9 protein-coding genes are annotated in these 21,673 nt (G+C 72.8%); all 9 read left to right on the top strand.

Annotated features, from left to right (window positions below; all coding sequences use genetic code 11):
• The first annotated feature begins 127 nt into the window (after window positions 1-127).
• The 9 genes from JYJ93_RS11875 to JYJ93_RS11835 all read left to right on the top strand — a co-directional run bounded on the left by JYJ93_RS11875 (window position 128) and on the right by JYJ93_RS11835 (window position 21,669).
• Window positions 128-1,894: a S53 family serine peptidase gene (locus JYJ93_RS11875; RefSeq protein WP_206789782.1), complete on the top strand. Its 1,767-nt coding sequence runs from the start codon at window positions 128-130 to the stop codon at window positions 1,892-1,894.
• 108 nt (window positions 1,895-2,002) lie between these two features.
• A complete protein-coding gene (locus JYJ93_RS11870; protein WP_206789780.1) occupies window positions 2,003-3,262 on the top strand; it encodes a hypothetical protein in 1,260 nt (419 codons plus the stop codon).
• A gap of 220 nt (window positions 3,263-3,482) precedes the next feature.
• Window positions 3,483-6,671, top strand: a complete 3,189-nt coding sequence (locus tag JYJ93_RS11865; protein WP_206789778.1) for a poly-gamma-glutamate biosynthesis protein PgsC/CapC — start codon at window positions 3,483-3,485, stop codon at window positions 6,669-6,671.
• Window positions 6,668-9,304, top strand: a complete 2,637-nt coding sequence (locus JYJ93_RS11860; protein ID WP_206789776.1) for a hypothetical protein — start codon at window positions 6,668-6,670, stop codon at window positions 9,302-9,304. The genes JYJ93_RS11865 and JYJ93_RS11860 overlap by 4 nt, the downstream gene beginning before the upstream one ends.
• 35 nt (window positions 9,305-9,339) lie before the next feature.
• The gene (locus tag JYJ93_RS11855; protein ID WP_206789773.1) at window positions 9,340-10,356 is read left to right on the top strand and encodes a hypothetical protein; all 1,017 of its coding nucleotides are present in this window, start codon (window positions 9,340-9,342) and stop codon (window positions 10,354-10,356) included.
• Between the two features lie 6 nt (window positions 10,357-10,362).
• The gene (locus tag JYJ93_RS11850) at window positions 10,363-15,357 is read left to right on the top strand and encodes a hypothetical protein (protein WP_206789772.1); all 4,995 of its coding nucleotides are present in this window, start codon (window positions 10,363-10,365) and stop codon (window positions 15,355-15,357) included.
• Between the two features lie 62 nt (window positions 15,358-15,419).
• Window positions 15,420-20,021, top strand: a complete 4,602-nt coding sequence (locus JYJ93_RS11845) for a hypothetical protein (RefSeq protein ID WP_206789769.1) — start codon at window positions 15,420-15,422, stop codon at window positions 20,019-20,021.
• Window positions 20,022-20,056: 35 nt separating this feature from the next.
• The gene (locus JYJ93_RS11840) at window positions 20,057-21,250 is read left to right on the top strand and encodes a GNAT family N-acetyltransferase (RefSeq protein ID WP_206789767.1); all 1,194 of its coding nucleotides are present in this window, start codon (window positions 20,057-20,059) and stop codon (window positions 21,248-21,250) included.
• Window positions 21,232-21,669: a DapH/DapD/GlmU-related protein gene (locus tag JYJ93_RS11835; RefSeq protein WP_206789765.1), complete on the top strand. Its 438-nt coding sequence runs from the start codon at window positions 21,232-21,234 to the stop codon at window positions 21,667-21,669. Before JYJ93_RS11840 ends, JYJ93_RS11835 begins: the two co-directional genes overlap by 19 nt.
• Window positions 21,670-21,673: the final 4 nt, after the last annotated feature.

Here is a 21,673-nt window from a genome sequence, read left to right as displayed (position 1 = left end):
TCCACGACAGTTGCCTCTGAGGGCAATCGCGCCCAGGTTGGATGCGCACAGTGGGCGACGTCCTCCAGGGAGGAGGACGGCTGGGGTGCGGCGGACCCGAGGCGGGTCACCGCGGGCTGGGGGAGCAATGAAGCGCGGAGTCATCCTGACGGGTGTTCTTCTGCTGGCGGGGTGGATGGGTGGCTGCCGTGACTCGGACCGCCTGACGTCGGTGGGAAAGCCGCGACCTCCCGGGCCGACGCCGGTGGAGTCCACGCCCACCCTTCCCGACTCCGAGAACGCACAGCCTCCTCCCGGCAAGCCACCGCCGGAGCCGGAGGTGGTGGACCCGCCGCCGCCCGACCCGGAGGCGGAGGTGTTGGATCCCACGCCCATCCCGACGACGGACGGCGTCCCCGGCCCCCTGCCGGGCGTCTACACGGACAAGGGCGAGGCGCCGGTGACGGACCTCATCCGCGGGCTCGTGTCCTTCCCCATCCGCGACGCGGCGGCGCTCGAGGAGCGCATCGCGGACATCTACAAGCCGGGCGGCTCCCGCTTCCGCCAGTACATGACGCCGGCCGAGTGGATGTCGAAGCACGCCCCGCTGGAGAAGGACGTCACCATCGTCACGGACTGGCTGAAGTCCGAGGGCATGCAGGTGCCCTACGTCGCCACCAACCGGCTGCTGGTGCAGTTCGTGGGCACGGTGGCCCAGTTCAACAAGGCGTTCGGCGTCACGCTGCGCGTGCTGGAGCGCAAGTCGCCCCAGGGCGGAAATGATCCGCACGACGTCTATGGCCTCGTGGAGTCCGTCAAGGCCCCCACGTTCGTGCAGCAGCGCATCCACGCCGTCGTCGCGCTGGACCTGCCGGCGGAGACGGGCACCATGCCCGGCGAGTTCGGCCAGCCGTCCACGGAGCCACCCAACCCCGTCAGCCGGGGCCTCACGCCCCAGCAGGTGGCGCGCGCGTACAACGTGGACTCGCTCTATGAGCAGGGGCACCAGGGCCAGGGCATGAAGCTGGGCGTGGTGATTGGCGCCGGCTTCCGGTGGAAGGACCTGCGCGCCTTCTGGAAGATGTGGGGCATCGAGCGAGAGGACCCCAAGGTCATCCAGACCATGGAGCCGCCCGTCACGCGCTACCGCGAGGGCACGCTGGACGTGGAGTGGGCCGCGGCGATGGCGCCCAAGGCGGAGGTGCTCGTCTACATGGGCCCGGACGCGCGCAACACGTCCATGCTCTACACCTACAACGAGGCCATTGGCCGGGGCGAGGTGAGCGTCATCACCACGTCCTTCGCCCACCGCGAGGACTCCGAACCCAAGGCGGTGCACGAGGCCTACAGCCACGCCAGCACCATGGCCGCCGCGCTGGGCATCACCGTCGCCGCGGCGAGCGGTGACTCCGCGGGCGTGGACGTGCCGGGCAACAGCCCCTACGTCACCGCCGTGGGCGGCACGCAGTTGAAGATGAACGGCATGACGGTGACGGGCGAGACGGCCTGGTACTACTCGGGCTCCGGCATCACCCGCACCTTCGCCACGCCGGAGTGGCAGAAGGGCCTCTTCCCGATGCCCGCCAAGCGCGCGGTGGTGGACGTCGCGCTGAACGCGGACACCGGCTACTGGTACACGTGGCTGGGCGTCACCACGCCCAACACCGGCACGTCGTTCTCCTCGCCCATCTTCGCGGGGATCATGACGGTGGTGAACGGCGCGCGCGCGGACGCGCAGAAGCCGCGGGTGGGCTGGCTCAACTCGCAGCTCTACACGCTGCCGGCCGTGCAGCAGACGTTCCGCGACATCACCGTGGGCGTCACCGACAAGCAGTACGAAGCCGGGCCGGGCTGGGACATCCCCACCGGCTGGGGTGCACCCGACGCGGAGGGCCTGCTGCGGACCCTGCCCTGAGCGGGCGGGTGACATAGGGCGGACGGGCAACCGAGCCCCGCTCCGGTTGTCATCCCGGATTGACGGGATGCGAATGCATGCGCAAGGCATGCTGTTCGGGACAGGACCATGTCCCTGCCCCCCCTGCGCGCATCCCTGTCCTGCCTCCTGCTCCTCGCAGCCGCTTGCAGCAATGCCGTCGCTGGACCGAGTGACGCCGTGGCGGAGAGCCCGTCCACGTCCGCGCCGGGGACCAGCGTCCAGGCGCCTACCGCGCCCGTGGAAGACGTGGGCCAGGTGCCCACCACGCCGACGCCCACCGACACAGTGACGCCGGAGGAGACGCCCGCGACCGAGACGCCGGTCGTCAGCGCGCCTGCTCCCACGGCGGGCGTGTGCTCGCCGCTCGGCTCGCTGTCCACCCTGACGGGCAACCTGACGTCGTGGCTGCTGACGGCGCCCATCGCCGCGGCCAACAGCGGCGGCTTCAAGGAGCCGGGCGGCACGGAGCTCGCCGCGTTCGAGGGCGCGTTCCGCACGCTGCTCACCGAAGGCCCCACGCCGCAGGTGGTGCAGGACCTGGCGGGGATGGGCTACGGCGTGTCCACCTTCCGCAATGAAACGGGCGGCGGGTGGCTGGTGGTGCGCGAGCAGGGCCTGCTGTCTCGCGGCGGCGGCACCTTCATCATCAACCTGTTCCCCGCGCGCGACCTGTGGCTGGAGGCGCCGCACGCGGACTCTGATGAGGGCACGCTGCGTCAGACGGCCACGCAGCTGGTGACGCTGGGCGCTCGCGCGCTGCTCATCACCGGCAGCAACCGCTGCGCCGTCACCACCGCCAGCCCGTGCAGCGGCACCACCAGCGTGTGCGGCACGAAGGGCCTGCGCATCTCCGACGCCGCGCACTACGGCAACAACTTCTTCACCGCCGCGCACCGCGCGCTGCGCGACACGTACCCGGACGCCATCGCCGCCAGCATCCACGGCATGGACGCGGGCAACGGCCCCGAGGCCGCCGTGGTGAGCGACGGCACCAGCACCCTGCGGCCGGACGCGCTCTCCAACCGCCTGCGCGACGCGCTCAACACCCACCTGGTGGGGACGAAGAAGGCCTTCTCCTGCAACGCGACGGATGACTCGGGCAAGCACCGCACGCTGTGCGGCACCAGCAACGTGCAGGGCCGCATCGACAATGGCGCCTCCGACGCCTGCTTCGCGGAGGCCGCCGCCGCCACCGACCGCTTCATCCACCTGGAGCAGTCCGCCACGCTGCGCGGCACCGGCGCGTCGTCCAAGGCCGTCATCCAGGCGCTCGCGGACACCGTCCCCTGCACGCTCGGCGGCTCCGGTCAGGGCTGCCCGGCCGTGGTCGCGCAGGACTGTCCGTGAAGTGTCACGCGGGTGACGTCCTCACCTGGCGTGCCAACCGGCTTCTCGTCGTGTGAAGCAGGCGGGCTGATCCGTACGAGGGTCCGCTACCAGTGTCCGGGGTTGGGCATTCAGTGACACTGGAGGCCCGAATTTTCGGTTGGACAGCCGACGCTTCTCAGCGGCCGAGAGGGGCAACCCTGGTCGGGTCCGGGAGCCTCCCTAGATTCGAGCGGCCACCATGGCGCTCCTTTCGACCCTGACACTTTTTCCGGCCTACTCCCTCGACACCTCCATCCTGGTGGCGGTGCTCGTGGGCGTGCTCATCCTGGCGCTCCTCACGGAGACGCTCGGGTGGGTCTTCGTGGGCCTCGTGGTTCCCGGCTACCTGGCCTCGGTGTTCGTCATCCACCCGGAGGCGGGTTGCACCGTCGTCGCCGAATCGCTGCTCACGTACGGCCTGGCGCTGGCGTTCTCCAGCGGACTGTCCCGCACGGGGGCCTGGAGCGAGTTCTTCGGCCGCGACCGCTTCTTCGCGGTGGTGCTCGCGAGCGTCGTGGTGCGCGCGGTCAGCGAGACGTGGCTGCTCCCGGTGCTGGGGCACTGGATGGACGAGCGGTGGGGCACGTCCTTCATCGTCGACCGCAGCCTGCACAGCATCGGCCTGGTGCTGGTGCCGCTCACCGCGAACGCCTTCTGGAAGCTGAAGCTGCGCCGCGGCCTGTGGCAGGTGGCGGTGCCGGTGGCGCTCACCTACGTCATCCTCCGCTTCGTGCTGCTGCCCGGCACCAACCTGTCCTTCTCCAGCCTGGAGCTGATGTACGAGGACGTGGCGCAGGACTTCCTGTCCAGCCCCAAGGCCTACATCATCCTGCTGACGACGGCGTTCCTCGCCGCGCGCTTCAACCTCAAGTACGGCTGGGACTTCAACGGCATCCTCGTGCCCGCGCTGCTGGCGCTCACGTGGCTGGAGCCGCTGAAGCTCGTGGCCACGCTGGCGGAGGTGCTGCTGCTGGTCGTGGCCGCGAAGGCGGTGCTGTCCGTGCCGGGGCTGCGCACGCTCAACCTCGAAGGCCCGCGCAAGACGGTGCTCGTCTTCTGTCTGGGCTTCCTCGTGAAGTGGGGCGTCGGCTGGGCCATGGGCGGCCGCATCCCGGGCCTCAAGGTCACGGACCTGTTCGGCTTCGGCTACCTGGTGCCCACGCTGCTGGCGGTGAAGATGCTGCAGAAGCAGGTGATTGCGCGCGTGCTCTTGCCCACGCTGCACACGTCGCTGGCGGGCTTCCTCATCGGCAGCCTCGCGGGCTTCGGGCTGTCGCTCATCGAACCGCGTCCGGCCACCGCGCTCACCGCGGAGGCACCGCACGACCACGTGCCCGGGCTGGGGCTGGACCGCTCCCCGCTGGGCCTGATGGTGCTGGGCCGCGCCACCGCTCGTGAGAGCGACGTGGGCGGGCAGTCGCTGCGGCTGAAGCACGGCGACCTGCGTGAGTACAGCGGGCTGTGGAACGGGCTGGATGCGTGGCTGGAGTCGGGCCGCGGGGAGGGCCTGAACGCGCTGCGCGCGAAGGCGGTGGCGCTGGGGCTGGAGCTTCGCGAGCTGCCGAAGCAGGACGGCGTGCCCGCGCGCTTCGCGCTGGTGGAGCGCGTGGAGGGCGCCGGCAAGGCGGGCTGGGACACGTCGCTGCTCATCCCCGGCGCGCACGGGCCGGTGCTGGAGGTGCCGCGTCCCCTGACGGAGGCGCCGAGCGCCGAGGCCGCCGCGCTCCTGTGCGAGCGCGTGAGCTGCCGCGCCATCATCGTGAGCGGCATGGATTCCCACCGCGCGGGCCTGGTGCTGGGCGACGCGCTGGCGCAGTCGGAGACGCCGCTGCGCCACGCGCACGACGCGCTGTCCTCTCGCGAGCGGGTGCAGCTGCGCGTGGATCCCTCGCTGAAGCCGGGCCAGGCGGTGCTGCACACGCCGGACGGCAAGGCGCCCCAGGGCCTGGACCTGCTGTGGCCGGGCGCGACGGTGACCGCCAATCCTCCGCCGGAGCCCGGTGGCAACTGGGGTGAGGCGCGGGTGAGCGTGCTGCGCGCGGGCGCCTTCGACCTGGCCTCGCTGGTGATTGCGCACGCCCAGGAACTGGCCGCGCCGATGACGGAGCGCGACGCGCTGGGCACGCTGATGGTGACGCCGGAGGTGGCGCGCGTCCCGGCGGTGCGGCCGTCCGACGCGGAGCTGCTGGTGCTGGAGCAGCAAGTGGCCTCGCCGCTGTTGGGCGGTGGGACGGCGGACGTGCCCAAGGAGCTGCGCGCGCGGTGGGCCGGGTCCATGGCGGCGCTGATGGGCCTGCGGGTGCACCCGGTGACGGAGTGCGCGGGCGCGGCCACCGGATGCTGGTGGGTGACGGACGCGCAGGACACGCCGGGCCGGCTGGGCGCGGGATTGATGGTGCGTCCGGGCGGCTCGCCGCTCGCGCTGGAGGTGCCGTCGCCGGCCCGCGAGGCGGGCACGCTGCCGGTGGCCGCGGAGCTGTGGCACGAGTCGCGCGCCACCGCGCTGGTGTTCGCCACCGCGTCCGGCGACATGCCCCACCCCGCCACCTTCGGCGAGCTGCGCACCAGCTTCCAGGCGTTCCACCAGGCGGCGCACCGCGCGCTGCCGAAGGAGCAGGGCTGGGTGCTGCACCTGCGCGGCTTCTCCGGCCGGCCCTCCGTGGAAGCGGACGTGCTGGTGGACGTGGGCAGCCCGGTGCTCACGGAAGCGCAGCGGCCGGCGGACCTGGAGCGGCTGTTGTCCCAGGAGGGCCCGCTGGGCTGGCTGGGGCAGCGCGTGCGCTACCACGACGGCTCTCCGGAGCTGACGGGCCTCAACGACGCGAGCCCGCAGCAGGTCTTCTCCCGCACCTTCGGCGGGGCGCGGCTGGCCACGCTGTGGCTGTCCGAGCCGCTGCGCGGCGCCTTCGTGGGCCCGCGGCTGGTGGCGGAGGAGCTGGCCCTCACGGGCCTGTTGCCCGAGGAGCCGCGCGAGTCTCCCGAGCGCGCGCTCCTGGCGGACCGGCTGGTGGCGCCGACGCAGCCGGTGTCCGCCGCGCTGAAGGAGCACTTCGCGGAGCTGACCGCGAGCGCGGAGCGCTACGTCGCGCAGCAGAACGTGCATGACCTCCGCGCGCTGGCGCAGACGAAGCGCGTGGGCAATGTGACGCGTCAGGTGAAGTCCGGCTTCAGCGCCGAATACGGCCTGCCCTTCCTCCTGGTGGAAGCGCGGCAGGGCAAGCAGGTGCTGCGCGCCGTCTATTTCCTTCAGCAGCACCCGTCGCCGGCGAAGCGCGCGGAGCTGACCGCGGGTGACGCGGAGCTCGCGAGCACGGTGGACCTGGCGCTGCGGCACCGCCGTCCGGTGGTGCTGACCGGGGAAGTCTCCCGCCAAGAGGCCCGTCGATGAAGACCCGCAGCCGCGCCCTCGTGGCGCTCCTTGGACTGATGGTGGGCCTGGCCCTCATCTGGGGCGCGAGCCTCGCCGTGCTGGGCAACACCGACACGCCCACCGCGCGGCGCGACGCGAAGTTCGTCAACGCCGAGCGCCTCATCTTCTACCGCCTGGAGCCGGGCCGGGAGATGCGCGTGCGCGTCCCCGCCGAGGCCGAGGAGCTGCTCATCGTCACGCACGAGCTGCTCCCGGACGGCACGCCCTACGCGCCGGAGAAGCAGTACCAGTACGGCCTCAAGGCCATCCTGCGCGGGCCGGACGGCGTCCTGCTGGAGCGCTCCATCTTCACGCGCACGCGCCAGAGCAAGGGCCAGCCGCAGGAGGACGGCACGTTCCTGCAGGAGAGCGCCTTCACCACGCACGCCGACCAGCAGGTGACGGACGAGCGCGAGTTCGTGCTGCGCCTGCCCAAGGAGCGGCCGGACTACTCCGTGCTGTACCTGCGCGCCGCGGGCGCGAACGACACGCTGCTGGCGCGCGTCTACGTCCGCGCGCACCGCACGCTGCCGCTGCTCGCGTCGCAGAAGCTGGCCCAGGCCCGCGCGGAGGTGCGCGCGGGGCGTGCCACCTTCGAGCCCTTCGAGAAGCTCTCCTCCGACACGCGCCGCTGGCTGGCGGAGGAGCACTGGGAGCGCCTCAACGCGGAGGGCGAGGCGGGCACCGACTACCAGATCGAGCCCGTCTACCGAACCCCGTACCGGCTGCCGCTGGTGGAGGCCACCGAGTCCGTGCAGGAGCGCCTGGGCGCGGGCCGCGCCGTGGCCCTCAACGTCACCGGGCCCGCGAAGCCGGTGCTGTGGCTGTGGAGCGACGCGACGGACGCGAAGGCGCAGCCGCACGGCCCCGTGACGGTGCAGACGCTGTCCGCGGACGGCACGGCCCACACGCTGGAGCTGCCGGGCCCCGTGGCGGGTTCGCCCATGTCGCATCCGCTGGAGCTGCCGGCGGGCGTGCACACGGTGATGGTGCGCAACGACGGCCAGGAGGACCTGCGCTACACGGTGGAGGGCCCCTTCGAGTCGTGGCTCCTGCCCGCCGAGTCGCGCCCCCAGCCGGGCGTCGCGGCGGAGGGCCGCGTGGCCTTCCTGCCGGACACGCGCCGCACGGAGGCGTTCGCCACCGGCCCGGCGTGCCCGGTGCTGGAGCTGGACATCGACCCGCGCATGGACGCGGTGGGGCGGCTGGTGCGCATCGACGCGCGCTCGCTGGACCGCGCGCCCTCGCGCGAGCCGCTGCACCTGAGCCTCACGGTGCTGGATGCCCAGGGGCAGCCTTTGGGACAGGCTTCGCTGGACGCGACGCCGGAGCCCGCGCCGTTCGAGAGCGCGGCCCTGGTGCCGCTGCCGGGCGGCGCGCTGCCCTGCACGCCCGTGGCGACGGCGCCCCAGGACGCGGGCTCCGCGGGCTCTGGAGAAGTGACGGACCTGCCGGCGTGGGTGTCGGGCGCGGCGAGCGCCCGGGTGTTCCTGCCGATGGGGGCTCGCAAGCTGCGCGTGGAGGCGCCGCGCACGACCATCGTGCAGCTCTACAGCTTCCTCTCCAGCGGTCAGCCCATGGCCGCGTCCGCGCCGTACACGAACGACGCGCTCACCGGCGTGCGCTGGCGCAACGCGCCCGTGGACCAGCGCGCGTGGCACCCGATGCGTCCGGCGAACCTGACCGCGCTGCTTCAGGGTGGCGCGCGGATGGAGCTGATCAGCCAGGTGCGCCTGGAGCCCGTGGGTCCCGAGGAGGAGACGCCTCCGCCGTCGGGTGACGCGGTGGTGGTGCGCCCGTATGGCACGCCCCCGGTGGTGGAGGTGCTGGAGTCCGGGCCGGCGGACACGGTGGACATGGTGAAGGCGCTGTCCACGGTGCTGGAGCCGGGCCGCGCGGTGCGGGCGCGCTTCGATGCGCGCACGCCCACCCGTCCGGAGGTCCGCCTGTCGCTGAAGGACGCGGCGGCGCTGGGCAACGAGGTGGAGGTGCTGCTCGACGGCGAGCCGCTGCACCGCTTCACCGTGCGCTCCACGCGGGCCCGGGAGCTGCTGCCGCCGCTGCCGCCGGGTGAGCATGAGGTGCTGCTGCGCTCCACGGCGCCGGGGCTGACGGCGCTGCTCAACCGGCCTCCTGCGGCAGGCAGCGGGCTGCGCTCGCGCACGGTGTATCCGGTGGGCCAGGGAGGCCTGCGCGTGCCGGTGCGCAAGACGGGTCCCGGCGCCATCACCCTCAACGTGGTCGTCTACACGCCGGTGGCGGAGGGCGCGACGGAGCCCCAGTTGTCCGTGACGGTGGATGGCGGCAACCCCGTGCGCCGCGCCAGCGTGCTGGTGCCGCACGTCACGCGCGCCGAGCGCACGGTGGTGCTGCCGGCCTCCGAGCGCGAGCCGGCCATGCCGGTGGGCCGCCCGGGCGTGAAGTGGTACGCGCGCACCGTGCCGGTGACGCTGGGCGAGGACATCGCGCCGGGCGTGCACACCGTGCGCATCCAGTCGCTGGGCACGGGGCCCCTGTGGGCGCGGTTCTTCATGTTCGGCCAGGCGGTGGAGAACACCGCGCCGCGCATGTGGAACCGGGGCGGCTGGCAGCCCGACGAGGACATGTTGTGAGGTTGCGCCGGAGGACCGGGTCGTGGCGCCCGCTCGTGGCCGCGGGAGTCGTGTCCGTGCTGGGCGCGGGAGTGAGCGCCCGGGCCCAGACGGCTCCGGGCGCGAAGGCGGCCACTCGGTCCGCGCCGGAGCGCGTGCCCCAGGAGGATCCATCCGTGAACCTGCCCGAGCAGTCGGGGTGCCGCGTGGACGCGCGCTTCTCCGGGCTGTGGCCTCGCGTGGACGCCGTGACGTTCCACCCCACCACGCTGGAGGAGCGGACCGCGTTCTCGAAGCTCATCCCCGCGCTGCTGGCCGCCGCGCCCAAGCAGAAGGACGTGCCCGCAGAGCTGACGAACGTGGCCGCGTCCGTGGGCTTCTTCCTGGAGACGTGGACCACGCCGCGCGACACCTTCTGGGTGCTGCGCGAGCGGCCGGACCGCTACCACGGCGCGGGCGCGTATGTGATCCGCACCGGCGAAGCGACGAACGACGTCGTGCAGGTGCCGCACCCCTACTTCGACATCGGGACGGAGGACATCGGCTCCTCCCTCTTCGTCTGCCCGCCCGAGGGCCACGCGCCGCGCCTGTTCATGACCGCCACCGCGCACCGCTACAAGGGCACGCCCGGTGAGACGCCCGAGGACCCGGAGCACGCCGCGGACGTCGCGCACAACCCGGAGCACCTCTTCCAGACCGTGACGGACCTGGCCGCGCGCCAGCTCGTCGCGCCGCGCGTGGTGCAGCTGCACGGCTTCGGCGAGTCCAAGATCCAGAAGGGCCGCACGGAGAAGCTGGCCGCGGTGGTGAGCGATGGGACGCGCAGGCCCGGGGCGTGGGCCCGGCGGGTGGCCACACCGCTGGAGGAGGCGCTCGGCCCTGGAGTGAAGCTGTTCCCGACCGGCGTGCAGGTGCTCGGTGGGACACAGAACGCGCAGGCCCGCCTGCTCCAGGCCTACCCGCAAGCCCGCTTCCTGCACCTGGAAATGTCATCCCGTACGCGCAAAGCGCTGGCGGCCCCGGCGCGTCTGGACCGGCTGGCCCAGATTCTGTTCGCACCCTTGGAGGACTGAGCGCCGATGTTTCCTGTTCGACGCCGCGCCCGTTACACCCTGCTCGTGGGAGCGCTCGCGGCGCTGCCCGTCATCGCGCAGCCCACCGTTTCCCAGCCGTCCGTCATCGCCCGCAGCGAAGAGGGCATGACCTGGCAGCCGCGCGCCATCCGGGGCCCGGTGGCCCTGGACGACCTCCGGGGCCAGGCGCCCTACGTGCCGGGCGGCGTGCCGCAGGTGACGGGCGCGATGGAAGTCTCTTCCCAGAAGGGCGCGGCCGTGTGGCTGGGCCCGCTGGACGTGGTGCGCGTCACCGGCCCCGCCGGGGCGCTGCGCTTCACCCGCGTGCCGCTGTCGGAGGGCGGCGAAGCGCCCGAGCTGCGCGTGGAGGAAGAGGGCGTGTCGGAGCGTCCGGGCCGCTGGTACCTGGCGGAGCCCATGGGCGCCGGCAGCATCTGGTGGATCACCGCGACGAAGAACGCCCGCATCGCGGTGGAGCGGCCCACGCACACGTCCACGGCGCGCACCGAGGAGCGGATGCGGGACGCGCTCCTCAAGTGGGTGGACGGCAAGGGGCCGCGCCCGGCGCTGGCGTTCGACGCGGCCACGCGCGCGCGGCTGGACGTGGACGCGGCGCTGGAGGCGGAGCTCGTGAAGGACGAGCCCGGGTCCTCGCCCTTCCGGACCGCGGTGCGCGACTGGCGCAAGGCCTCCGCGCTGCGCGAGTGGGCGCTGGTGTCGCCGCTCTACGGCCGGGCGGTGCGCGTGGAGCGCCCGCGTCCCGCTGGCACGGAGGTGGTGCTGGACGGCATGGACGCGCCCTGGGTCCGCCCGGAGGGCAAGGGCTCGGTCTGGGCCTTGGAGATGGAAGGCCCGGGCGTGCTGTCGCTGGAGGCGCGCGCCGTGCTGGGCGACGGCTCGCCCGCGGAGGCGCCGACGGTGGAGGTGTACGGCGTGGGCGGGGTGCTCGCGCAGGCGCAGCTCACGCCGCAGCCCGCGTGGGCGGAGGCCGCCGAGGGCGCGGCGCTGCCGGACGGGCGCATCGCGCGGGTGCTCGCGTCGGGTGAGCGCGTGGGCATCGCGGAGGAGATGCGCGTGGCGCTGCCTCCGGGCAAGCACAACTACCGCGTGAGCTGGAAGGGCCCCGCGCCGCTGATGCGTGCGCGCGTCGCCACGCGCCGGCCCACGCTGTCCGAGGCGCTGTCGCACCAGACGCACTGGACGGAGATGGCGGAGAAGGCGTGGGAGGTGGTGAAGCAGGACCCCACCGCCCGCCCGTCGCTGCTGCGTCAGCGGCTGGTGGCGCTGATGCCGGACCTGGCGCGCGGCACCTACGGACGCATCAAGACGGAGGGCCTGTCGCCGCTGCTGACCGTGATGGCGGCCCTGGTGGATGGCGACACGGACGTGGCCGTGGAGGCGCTGAAGGGCGCGGACGCGTCGCCGCTCGCGTGGCACCTGCGGCTGCTCACCGCGAAGAAGCTCCTGGACGCGAACAAGCCGGATGTGGCGCACGCGCTGCTGGGCTCCGCGCCCGCGCTGCCGGACGCGGGCTTCCTCACCGCCGAGGCGTCGGAGCTGGTGGCCCGCCTGCCGCTGGGCGACCCGCTGCGCAGCCGCGAGCTGGCCGCGCTGGAGCTGGCGTGGCGCGCGGATCCGCTGTCGGAGGACATCCGCCGCGGCTACCGCACCGCGTGGTGGCGCGCGAGCCGCTGGTCGCAGGTGACGCCCGCGCCCCGCGAAGACGGGACCGAGCTGAAGGCCTCGCACTGGCTGGACCTCCAGGGCATGGAGGCCGATGCATCGATGACGGGCAGCGCGCTGTGGCCGCTCGCCGCGGGAGGCACCACGCACGTGCAGGCCACGGGGCTCGCTGAGGCCCCCACCCTGCTGCGCGCCTACGTGATGACGCCGCCGGGCGCGAAGGCGAACCCGGTGCTGCGCGTGGGGAGCAACGCCTTCCCGCTGCTGCCGCTGTCCGCGGTGGAGCCGGTGGAGATTGCCCTGCCGCCGGGCGAACACGCGCTGAAGCTGGAGGGCGTGGAAGGCACGCGCGCGTTCCTGTCGCTCGCGCCCGCGAAGGCGGCAGGGACGCCGGGCGAAGTCGGCTACGTGCGCACGCAGTGGCCGGTGAAGGTGGAGAAGAAGGCAGTGCGCTTCCGGGTGCCGGACGCGAAGCTGCCCTCCCCGGTGCGCGTGCAGCTGCGTCCGTTGAATGCCACCGCGGGCAAGCCGCTCGTGGTGCGCATGAACACGGACGTGGGCCATCCGCGCCGGCTGGTGCTGATGCCCTCCGCCGCCAGCGCGCGCCACGTCGCGCTGGAAGGAGCCCAGGGAACGTCGTCCGCGCCGGTGTCCGCGGTGGTGACGCTGCCCGCGCAGGCGCGCGAGGTGTGGTTCGAGCCCGAGGACCCCAAGGCCCAGCTCGCCGTCTCGCTGTCGGTGCGCCGCGCGGAGGTGGCCACGTCCGACGAGTCCCCTGCCCTGCCACAGCAGCCGCAGGCGGGCACGGCATACGAGACGCTCCAGGCGCTCTCGCGCGAGCTGCGCAAGGGGCCCGATGACGTGGAGCCGCGCCTCGCGCGCGCCGAGCTGCTTTCATCTCTTCAGGAAGACGGCTTCGCCCGCGCGGACGTGGGTCGGCTGCTGGACGCGCAGGCGAAGCTGACGCCGGAGCAGCAGCGGCGCCTGCTCGCGCTGATGGACCGCCTGTCGCAGGCGGCCCCGCGCACGGTGCGCTTCACGCAGGCCATCACCCAGCCCACGCTCGTGTCCCCTGCCTTCCCGGCGTTGGACACGGACGGAGCGAAGCTCGCGGCCACCAGCGCCCAGGCCCGCGAAGGCCACACGGACGCGGCGCTCGCGGCGGTGTCGGGAGACAAGAGCCTCGCGGGCCGCTACCTCCGGGCCCGGTTGCTGTCGGCCTCCGGTGAGGACGCGGCGGGCGCGCTGGCCATGGCGGCGCTGTACCGCGAGACGGGCCTGCCGCAGGTGGGCCTGGAAGCGCTCGGCATGCTGGAGCGGCTGCAGGACTCGCCGCAGGCGTGGAAGGACGGCGGTGCGCCCCTGGGCGCGGCGCTCGCGAGCCAGCTCCAGGCCTGGGCGGATCATCCGGATGTCCGCCGCATGCGCTTCACCGCGGGCCGCTGGACGCGCTGGGAAGGCCTGCGCGACGCGGAGGAGACGGCGGGCTCGCTCGTCGCCACCTCCGAGGCCGGAACGGACGACGAGGACGTCGCCATGTCCGTGCGCAAGGCGCTGCTCGCGCCCCCGTGGAAGCTGTCGGAGGCGAAGCTGCTGCCCGCCGGGGCCTCGCGCGTGATGAGCTTGGTGGTGAAGCAGCCCCGGCCCCTGGGCGCGGAGGTCCTCTGCGGCACCACCCCGCGTCCGGGCGTGGACGCCACCGGCACCTGCTCGTTCGCGCTCCGCGTGGACGGCCGCGTGGTCCGCGAGCTCCAGGTCGCCGAGGGCGAGACCGCCATCCTGGGCACGCGCCTGGACGTCCCCGGCCGCCACCAGGTGGAAGTGGTGATGGCGCGCGCCGACACGCAGCAGACCGGCCTGGTGCGCTTCGTGGAGTCCGAGGAAGCCAGCGCCACCGCCCGCGTCGTGGCCGCCCCGCAGCCCCTCTCCCTCTTGCGCAGCCGTCCGGGCGCGCCGGTGGTGATGACCGTGCTGGGCCCCACCGCGCTGCGCGTGCGCGCCACCGCCCTGGCCCCCACCGCGGGCCGCGAACTGCTCCTGCGCAGCACGCCGCTGCCCTCGGGTGACGGCAGCGGCGGCTCCAGCGCGGAGGACGGCCCGCTCATGCACCTGGGCCTGCCCGAGGACGCCGACCCCGGCCTCCAGGGCGCGTCCCAGCCGCTGGGCCGCATGGGCGAGACCTGGCTGCTCTTGCCCTCGCGCGGTCCGCACCGCGTGAGCCTGGAGTCTCCCGCCGGTGAAGCCCTGGTGCAGGTGCAACTGGGTGTCGCCTCGGATCCGAGCGCGCTCGCGGCCCCGTCGTGGGCCCAGGGCACCACGGGCCTGGAGCCGCTGCCCTGGCCCGCGCTGCCGCCCAGCCTGTCGCTGTTGCCGGAGGGCATGCCGCCCGAAGCGCGCACCGGCGGCCTGGGCATGGTGTCCGCGGAGATGGGCTACCGCAGCGAGGACGTGCAGGAAGGCGAGCTGCTCAACCGCCCGCTCCAGACGGGCCTGGAGGTCCGCCTGTCCCTGCGCCGCGAGCTGTCCCCGGGCCGCGCGTGGCTGCGCTTCACGCCCGAGGCGCGCTACCCGCTGAACCGGTCCGCCGTGTTCGGCGGCACCGTGGCGGGCTACGTGAACCAACTGCCCGGCGACCTGCGCCTGTCCATGCAGGGCTCCGTGTTCTCGCAGTCGATTGACGGCGCCATGCGCTGGAGCGCGCGAGGCCGCGTGGCGGCGGACCGCTACGTGCGCCTGTCCCCGGACGTGGGCCTCATCCCCGGCCTGGGCCTGACGCTGGAGTCCATGCAGGGCGGCAGCGCGGTGGACGCCACGCGCTACGACCAGAACGTCTACTGGCTCTACGGCAAGGACCACCCGCGGCGCCTGTCGCCCCGGCTGTCACTGCGCTGGCAGCCCTTCCAGGACCACGTGGCCACGCTGGGCATGTCCGCCGTGAGCAACGCGAACATCTACACGGTGGACAACGCGGGCGCCTACGCGAGCTGGGCGGCGCTGCTGGGCGGCAAGCTCCAGGGCACGCGCGTGGAGCTGGGCTACGGCGCGTCGCAGCGCTTCCAGGATGAGCACCGCTCCACGGCCTACCTGCGCCACCGCGTGTCGGGCCGCCTGGATTGGAACGTGTGGATGGGCAAGGGCGGCAACCGGCTGATGCTCTTCGCCGAGGACCGCGCCTTCCTCTCCGGCCCGTACGGGATGCAGAACATGTTTTCACTCGGAGCGCGGTGGGATTGGACGGGTGGACGTGGGTTGCAGGACGTCACGCCCACCGAGGAGGAGTTCGAGGAGCTGCTCGATGAACGACGTTTGCAGCCCTGAGCGGGCGTGAGCTGTCCTGATCCGAACGCGTGCCTGGGGGGGCCGGGCAGGTTTCTCAAGCAATGAATAGCTCTGGCCGCGACATGCACCTGGCGAACGAACCTCTCGAATCCCAACTGCTGGAAGCCCTGCCCCCGCTGCACCGCCGCGTGCGCGGGGCCCAGGTCGAAGTCCTGGCCCAGCGGCTGGTGGAGTCGTGCCCCCGCCCCGCGGGCCTGGACGGGCTGGCCCCGTGGCTGGGCGTCGCGCTGGAGGCCCTGGAGACGGAGCTGTCCGCGGTCCACGCGGAGATCGTCCAGTTCACCCGTCAGCACAACGAGGCGCTGGATGACGCCGCGCGCCGCCAGGTGCTGGTGGAGCACATCAAGGCCACGGTGAAGGACCGCAAGGACCGCAAGGAGGACCTGCGCGCCCTGGACCGGTGGATGGGCTTCGACGCCCTGCGCGAGCGGCTGGAGAAGCGCCGCCACAAGCTGCTGATCGAAGAAGAGACGGCGCTCCGCGCGCTGACGGGCGTGCTGGGCAACACCCACGCGCAGGAGCTGCAGCCCGCCGCCGTGCCGCTGGCGAGGCAGCTGTTGGACCGCGCCGTGGACGCGCCCCGGGCGCAGAACCGCGCCGCCGCGCTGGAGTCCTTCCGGCAGCTCGCGCGGACGGTGCCGGGCGTCGCCGCGTCGCTGCCCGAAGTGGGCCCCACGCTGACGAGCCTCGCGGGCCAGGAGGACGTGAGCCCGTTCTTCCAGGCGGAGGCCCTGCGCGCGCTGCTCACGGTGGACTCGCTCACGGGACTGGCCCTGCTGCGCCAGCGTCTGCGCGCGAAGGCCCCGTCGGAGAAGGACTTCCTCTTCCGCCGTCAGGTGCTGGAGCAGTGCGCGCCGCTCCTGTCCGAAGAGCAGCGAATGCCGCTGCTCACCGAGGTCGCGCACCACGACCCGAGCGAGTACGTGCGCATGGGCCTGTGCGCCCTCATCGCGCAGCGCCCGGACGGACAGCCGCTCTTGCGCCGTCTGGCGGGCCTGGAGCAGGTGCCGGCCGTCGCGGGACAGACGCTGTCGGAGCCGAGCCCGCGCGTGCGCACCGCCGCCGTGCTGGCCGCGGTGGACGCGGCGCTCGCGGCCCCGAAGGTGAAGGGCCCTGCCCTCCAGGTGCTGGTGGACGTGCTCGGCCGTGACACCGACCCGCTCGTGCTGCGCGTGTCGTGCGAGCGCGCCGCCGCGCTGGCGGAAGCGCTGGGCGCCGCGGGCCTGGGCCCCGCGCACGCGGCGCTGCTGGACGCGGTGGAGTCCCTGGCGACGCAGCCGGGCGCCTCGGGGCCGGTGGTGGAGGCCGCCGCCGCCGCCGCGCAGGTGCTGCGCCGGGTGAAGGACCCCGTGCGCCAGGCGTGGACGGTGTTCCTCCAGGGCCGCGTCTCCAAGCTCCGCCCGGGAAGCCGCACGCGCATCCCGCTCCAGCCCGCGCCGGAGAACCTGCCGCCGATGCCGGAGGGCCCCGCGTGGCTGGGCGCCATCCTCGCTGACCTGTCGCAGGACGGGCACGGCCTGTACGCGGAGCGCACGGACAAGACGCTGACGCTGTGGCACGGCGACCGGCAGGAGCGCCGCCTGTGGCGCGTGTGGCACGAGCTGGGCCGCCCCGCGCCGAACAAGCGCCAGGCGTTCCTGCACACCACCGGCCGCGTCATGTCCGGCACGCTGCGCGCGCACCCGGGCCACCTGGACGAAATCACGGAGACGCTGGTCCCCGGCGAGCGCGTCCACGTGGCGAGCCAGGGCAGCTGGGGCCGTCACCTGCCCACGGTGGACGACCTGCTGGACATGCCGCTGTCGAAGGACGGCAAGGTGCACCTGTTCAGCAGCCACGGTGAGACGGTGCTGGTGCCGCCCGCCTCGCGCCTGCGCCGGCTGACGAACCGCCTGAAGGTGTCGAAGGACTACCGCCGGCTCGCATCGCTGCGGCTGGACTCGCTGGGAGGAGAGGAGCCCCGCGAGCGCCGCCGCTTCGTGGAGCAGGTGGAGCGCGAGCTGGGCGTCCAGGTGCGATTCACGCCCTACGGTCAGCACAAGCAGGTCCCTCCTCCGCTCGCCACGCTCTTCCACGAGCCGGAGCCGGCGCCGAAGCCCACGTCCACGCTGCACACGCCCGCGGTGCTGGGCCTGCAGAGCGGATTCCTGGCGCTCCTCACCGAGCGCATCATGGAGAACGAGGGCTACTTCCTGGGGATGGGAGGCAACGGCATCGCGGCGCTGGGCCTCTTCACCGCGGCGCTCTTCTCCATCTTCCTGGGCGACACGTACGTGAAGCGCCAGAGCGTGCGGAAGTCTCGGGAGAAGATCCCGCTCGTCATCGGCGGCTGGGGCACGCGCGGCAAGTCCGGCACGGAGCGCCTGAAGGCGGCGCTCTTCTCCGGCATGGGCTTCGAGGTGTTCGCGAAGACGACGGGCTCGGAGGCGATGTTCGTGCACAGCGCCCCGGGCGCCGGGCCGTCCGAGTTCTTCATCTTCCGCCCCTACGACAAGGCCACCATCTGGGAACAGAAGGACATGGTGGAGCTGGGCGCGCGCCTGGGCACGGAGGTGTTCCTCTGGGAGTGCATGGCGCTCCAGCCCAACTTCGTCGAGCTGCTCCAGAACGACTGGATGAAGGACGACTTCGCCACGCTGACCAACGCCTATCCGGACCATGAGGACATCCAGGGCCCGGCGGGCATCAACGTCGCGTCCGTCATCACCAACTTCATGCCCAACGGCGGCAAGGTGGTGACGACGGAGGACCACTTCCTCCCGCTCTTCAAGCAGGCGGCGAAGGAGAAGGACACCACGCTCCTGCACAGCGCGTGGTGGGAGGCGGAGCTGATTCCGGAGGAGTTCCTCGCCCTGTTCCCCTACCGCGAGCATCCGCGCAACATGGCGCTGGTGGCGACGCTGGCGGAGCAGCTCGGCGTGTCGCGGACGTACGCGCTGGCGCTGATGGCCGAGCACGTGCAGCCTGAAATCGGCGTGTTGAAGGTCTTCCCGCCGGCGAAGGTGCGCGGGCGGCAGCTCCAGTTCATCAACGGGCACTCGGCGAACGAGCGCACGGGCTTCATGAACAACTGGATCCGCACGGGCCTGGGGGACGTGGATCCGGAGGCGAACCCGGAGCGCGCGGTCATCACGGTCATCAACAACCGCTGGGACCGCGTGTCGCGCTCGGAGGTCTTCGCGCGCATCATGGTGGAGGACGCGCCCGCGGACCGGCACGTGCTCATCGGCACGAACCTGGAGGGCCTCCAGAAGTACGTGCGCGGCGCGTTGGACCGGCACCTCCTGAGCACGGAGGTCGTCGCGGCGGAGGAGGTCTCGAGCCCCGAGGGCCAGGCCCGCGCGGAGGCACGGCTCGCGAAGGAGCTGGCGAAGCTGAAGGTGCCACGTCCCACGACGGTCACGTTCATGGACCGGCTGGAGCGGTACGCGGCCGGCGCGGGGCTCCAGGCGACCGCCACGCTGGCGCTGACGTCCGCGGTGGCGAAGGCGCTGGAGGGCGGAGACGACGACGTGGGCGTGGAGAAGGTGCGCCGCGCGCTGGAGCGCGAGGTGGGCCCGCTCATCGACGAGGCGCTGTCTCCCGCGGCGCGCGCGCTGCCGCAGGCGCTGCCCGAGGTCCTCACGGCCGCGACGAAGGACGAGGTGCGCGAGCACGCGCTGTACCTCCTGGCGCGCATGGCGGTGCACGCGCGGCTGAAGGCGCTCCTGCCCCGGGGTGAGGCGGACGCGCAGGGCCGCGTGAAGGCGTTCCACGCGAAGTTCCGCGACGCGTACAAGGCCATGATGCTGGAGCAGTTGGTCCCGGTGGCCGACTCGCAGGCGACGGGCGACCAGGTGGTGGACGCGTGCGCCCGCGCGGTGGCGCCCGGGATGCAGGTGAGCATCATGGGCGCGCAGAACATCAAGGGCACGGGCCTGGACTGGGTGTACCGCTGGATGGCGCTGGACCGGGTGACGACGGCGCTGAAGGCGCTGGAGGGCACGTCGGTGGAGGCGCGGCGGCGGGCGCTGGAGTCACTGGAGACGTTCGACGACTCGGGCTTCGTGGACGCGGGCCTGGCGCGCACGGTGCTGCCGGGGCTCGTCAGCAAGGCCGCGTCGCCCGACGAAGCGGACCGGCTGCGCAAGCTGGCGGAGCGCGCGAGGGCGCGGCACGAGCTGAAGATTTCGGCGCTGACGCACACCGCGGCGGGCGGCGCGACGCAGGTGGTGGTGCGCAAGCTGGAGAAGGTCTTCGACTACCTGGACAGCGTGACGCGCCGCCGGCTGAGCGAGATGTTGCTGGAGGACCTGGAGGCCGGCCGCGTTTCGCACGCGCGCGCGGCGGTGGAGACGCGCAAGCTGTACGAGCGCCAGAAGGGCGGCTGGCTCTTCCGCGGCCTCAAGAAGCAGCCGAAGCTGGCGCCGGTGGTGGAGGCGCCCACGCCCGTCATGCCGGCCCCCGCGGAGGCGGTGTTCAAGACGACGGTGGAGCTGCCCAACACCAAGGTCCCGGTGCAGGTGCACCACGTCCCCATGGACACCCACGCACTGACGAAGGCCGAGGGCCCCGTGTTGCTGCGCGACGAGCCGATGAAGAAGCAGGGACCGGACGTGCTGGGGTCCGAAGCGGCGGATGACGCCGGCGAGCCCTTGTCCTGAGTCCCCCCGAGACAGAGACCCGAGGAGCGATGTTCATGGAGGAGAGTCCCATCACGGACGCGATGCTCGGGGAGCGCGTCCCTTCCCTCCCCCGCCTCAAGGCGGTGGAGCCGTTGCCGCACGGGCGCGTGGAGCCCCTGTGCGTGGAGGAGGTCCGGAGTCTCGCGGCCTTCGATGCCTTGGAGGCGGAGTGGAACGCGCTGGTGAAGCGCGTGGACGACCAGGTGTTCTACCGGCACGAGTTCATGCGCTGCTGGATGGAGCACTTCGCGCCAGGGGCCACACTGCGCGTCCTCACGGCGAGGAACGCGTTGGGCGTGCTGGTGGGGGTGCTGGGGCTCCAGGAGGAGCAGGGCCACCAGTACGGCGTGCCGGTGCGGCAGTTGTCGTCGCTGACGAACAAGCACTCGTGCCGCTTCGACCTGGTGGCGGACGAGCCCCGGCGCGCCGCGGTGGCCTTCCTGTCGCATCTGATGGGCGACCCGAGCTGGCAGGTGCTCCGGCTGTCGGACGTGCCGGAGGGCGGCGCGGCGTGGGAGCTGCTCGACGCGGCGAAGGGCGCGGGGATGCCGTGCGGCGCATGGCCGAGCTCGCGCTCGCCATACCTGGTGTTGCCCTCCACGGTGGCGGCGTGGACGAAGGGCCGGAGCAACGCGAAGCCGCTGCGGCGAAGGCGCAGGCGCCTGGAGGAGAAGGGCCGCGTGGAGGTGGAGCGCGTGGCCGAAGTGGAGGGCCTGGGGTCGAAGTTGGAGGAGGCCTTCGCACTGGAACAGAGCGGCTGGAAGGCGCGGGAGGGAACGGCCATCGCGCAGGCGGAGCACCGGCGCGGCTTCTACACGGGGCTCGCGCGCGTGGCGGCGGAGCGCGGCTGGCTGGGGTTGTACTTCCTGCGATTGGACTCACGTCCCATCGCGTTCCAGTACGGGCTGGAATACGGCGGTCGCTACCTGGCGATGAAGCCGGGCTACGACGAGTCGTTGGCGGAGGTCAGCCCGGGGCACCTGCTGACGGAGAACCTGATCCAGGATTGCATTGGAAGAGGCCTGGGTGAGCTGGACCTGTTGGGAGATGATGCTCCCTACAAGCGCGAGTGGACGGAGCAGGTCCGGCGGCACCACTGGCTGTTCATCTACCGGGACACATGGATGGGGCAGACGTTGCAGCGCTCGAAGTTCCGTTGGGCCCCGGTGGCGAAAAGGATGGTGGGCAGATGGGTCCGACGGCGCTGACGTTCTACCGGGCCGCGAAGCGGCTCCAGGCGCTCCCGAAGCTCGCGAGCATGGTGGCCACGGTGGGCGACCGCCTCCACAACAGCCACGTGGACAGGAAGGCCGTGCTGCACCCCACGGTGGAGCTGGGCTACGGAGGCATCGGCGTCATCATCGCGCCGGGCGTGGAGATTGGAGAGAGGAGCTTCATCTCCCAGAACGTGAGCCTGGAGCCCCTGCCCGGCCGTGTCGGCGTGCCCCGCGTGGGCCGCGACGTCTTCATCGGCGTGGGCGCCCAGATTCTGGGCCCGGTGGTGATTGGCGACGGCGCCAAGGTGGGCGCCAACGCCATCGTGCTGGAGGACGTGGCGCCCGGAGCCACCGTGGCGGGGATTCCGGCGAAGGAATTGAAGCAGAAGGCGCCGCCCACGGGGACGTGAGGCG

The organism is Corallococcus sp. NCSPR001, assembly GCF_017309135.1.
Lineage (GTDB): Bacteria > Myxococcota > Myxococcia > Myxococcales > Myxococcaceae > Corallococcus.
Note: the sequence above shows the minus strand (reverse complement) of the source record. Positions and strands in the feature narration are given on the sequence as shown.

What these genes read in the sequence shown, in the direction of transcription:
- JYJ93_RS11840 (WP_206789767.1), top strand. Translation starts at nt 20,057, where the DNA reads ATGGAGGAGAGTCCCATCACGGACGCGATGCTCGGGGAGCGCGTCCCT.
- JYJ93_RS11865 (WP_206789778.1), top strand. Translation starts at nt 3,483, where the DNA reads ATGGCGCTCCTTTCGACCCTGACACTTTTTCCGGCCTACTCCCTCGAC.
- JYJ93_RS11845 (WP_206789769.1), top strand. Translation starts at nt 15,420, where the DNA reads ATGAATAGCTCTGGCCGCGACATGCACCTGGCGAACGAACCTCTCGAA.
- JYJ93_RS11875 (WP_206789782.1), top strand. Translation starts at nt 128, where the DNA reads ATGAAGCGCGGAGTCATCCTGACGGGTGTTCTTCTGCTGGCGGGGTGG.
- JYJ93_RS11870 (WP_206789780.1), top strand. Translation starts at nt 2,003, where the DNA reads ATGTCCCTGCCCCCCCTGCGCGCATCCCTGTCCTGCCTCCTGCTCCTC.
- JYJ93_RS11835 (WP_206789765.1), top strand. Translation starts at nt 21,232, where the DNA reads ATGGGTCCGACGGCGCTGACGTTCTACCGGGCCGCGAAGCGGCTCCAG.
- JYJ93_RS11860 (WP_206789776.1), top strand. Translation starts at nt 6,668, where the DNA reads ATGAAGACCCGCAGCCGCGCCCTCGTGGCGCTCCTTGGACTGATGGTG.
- JYJ93_RS11850 (WP_206789772.1), top strand. Translation starts at nt 10,363, where the DNA reads ATGTTTCCTGTTCGACGCCGCGCCCGTTACACCCTGCTCGTGGGAGCG.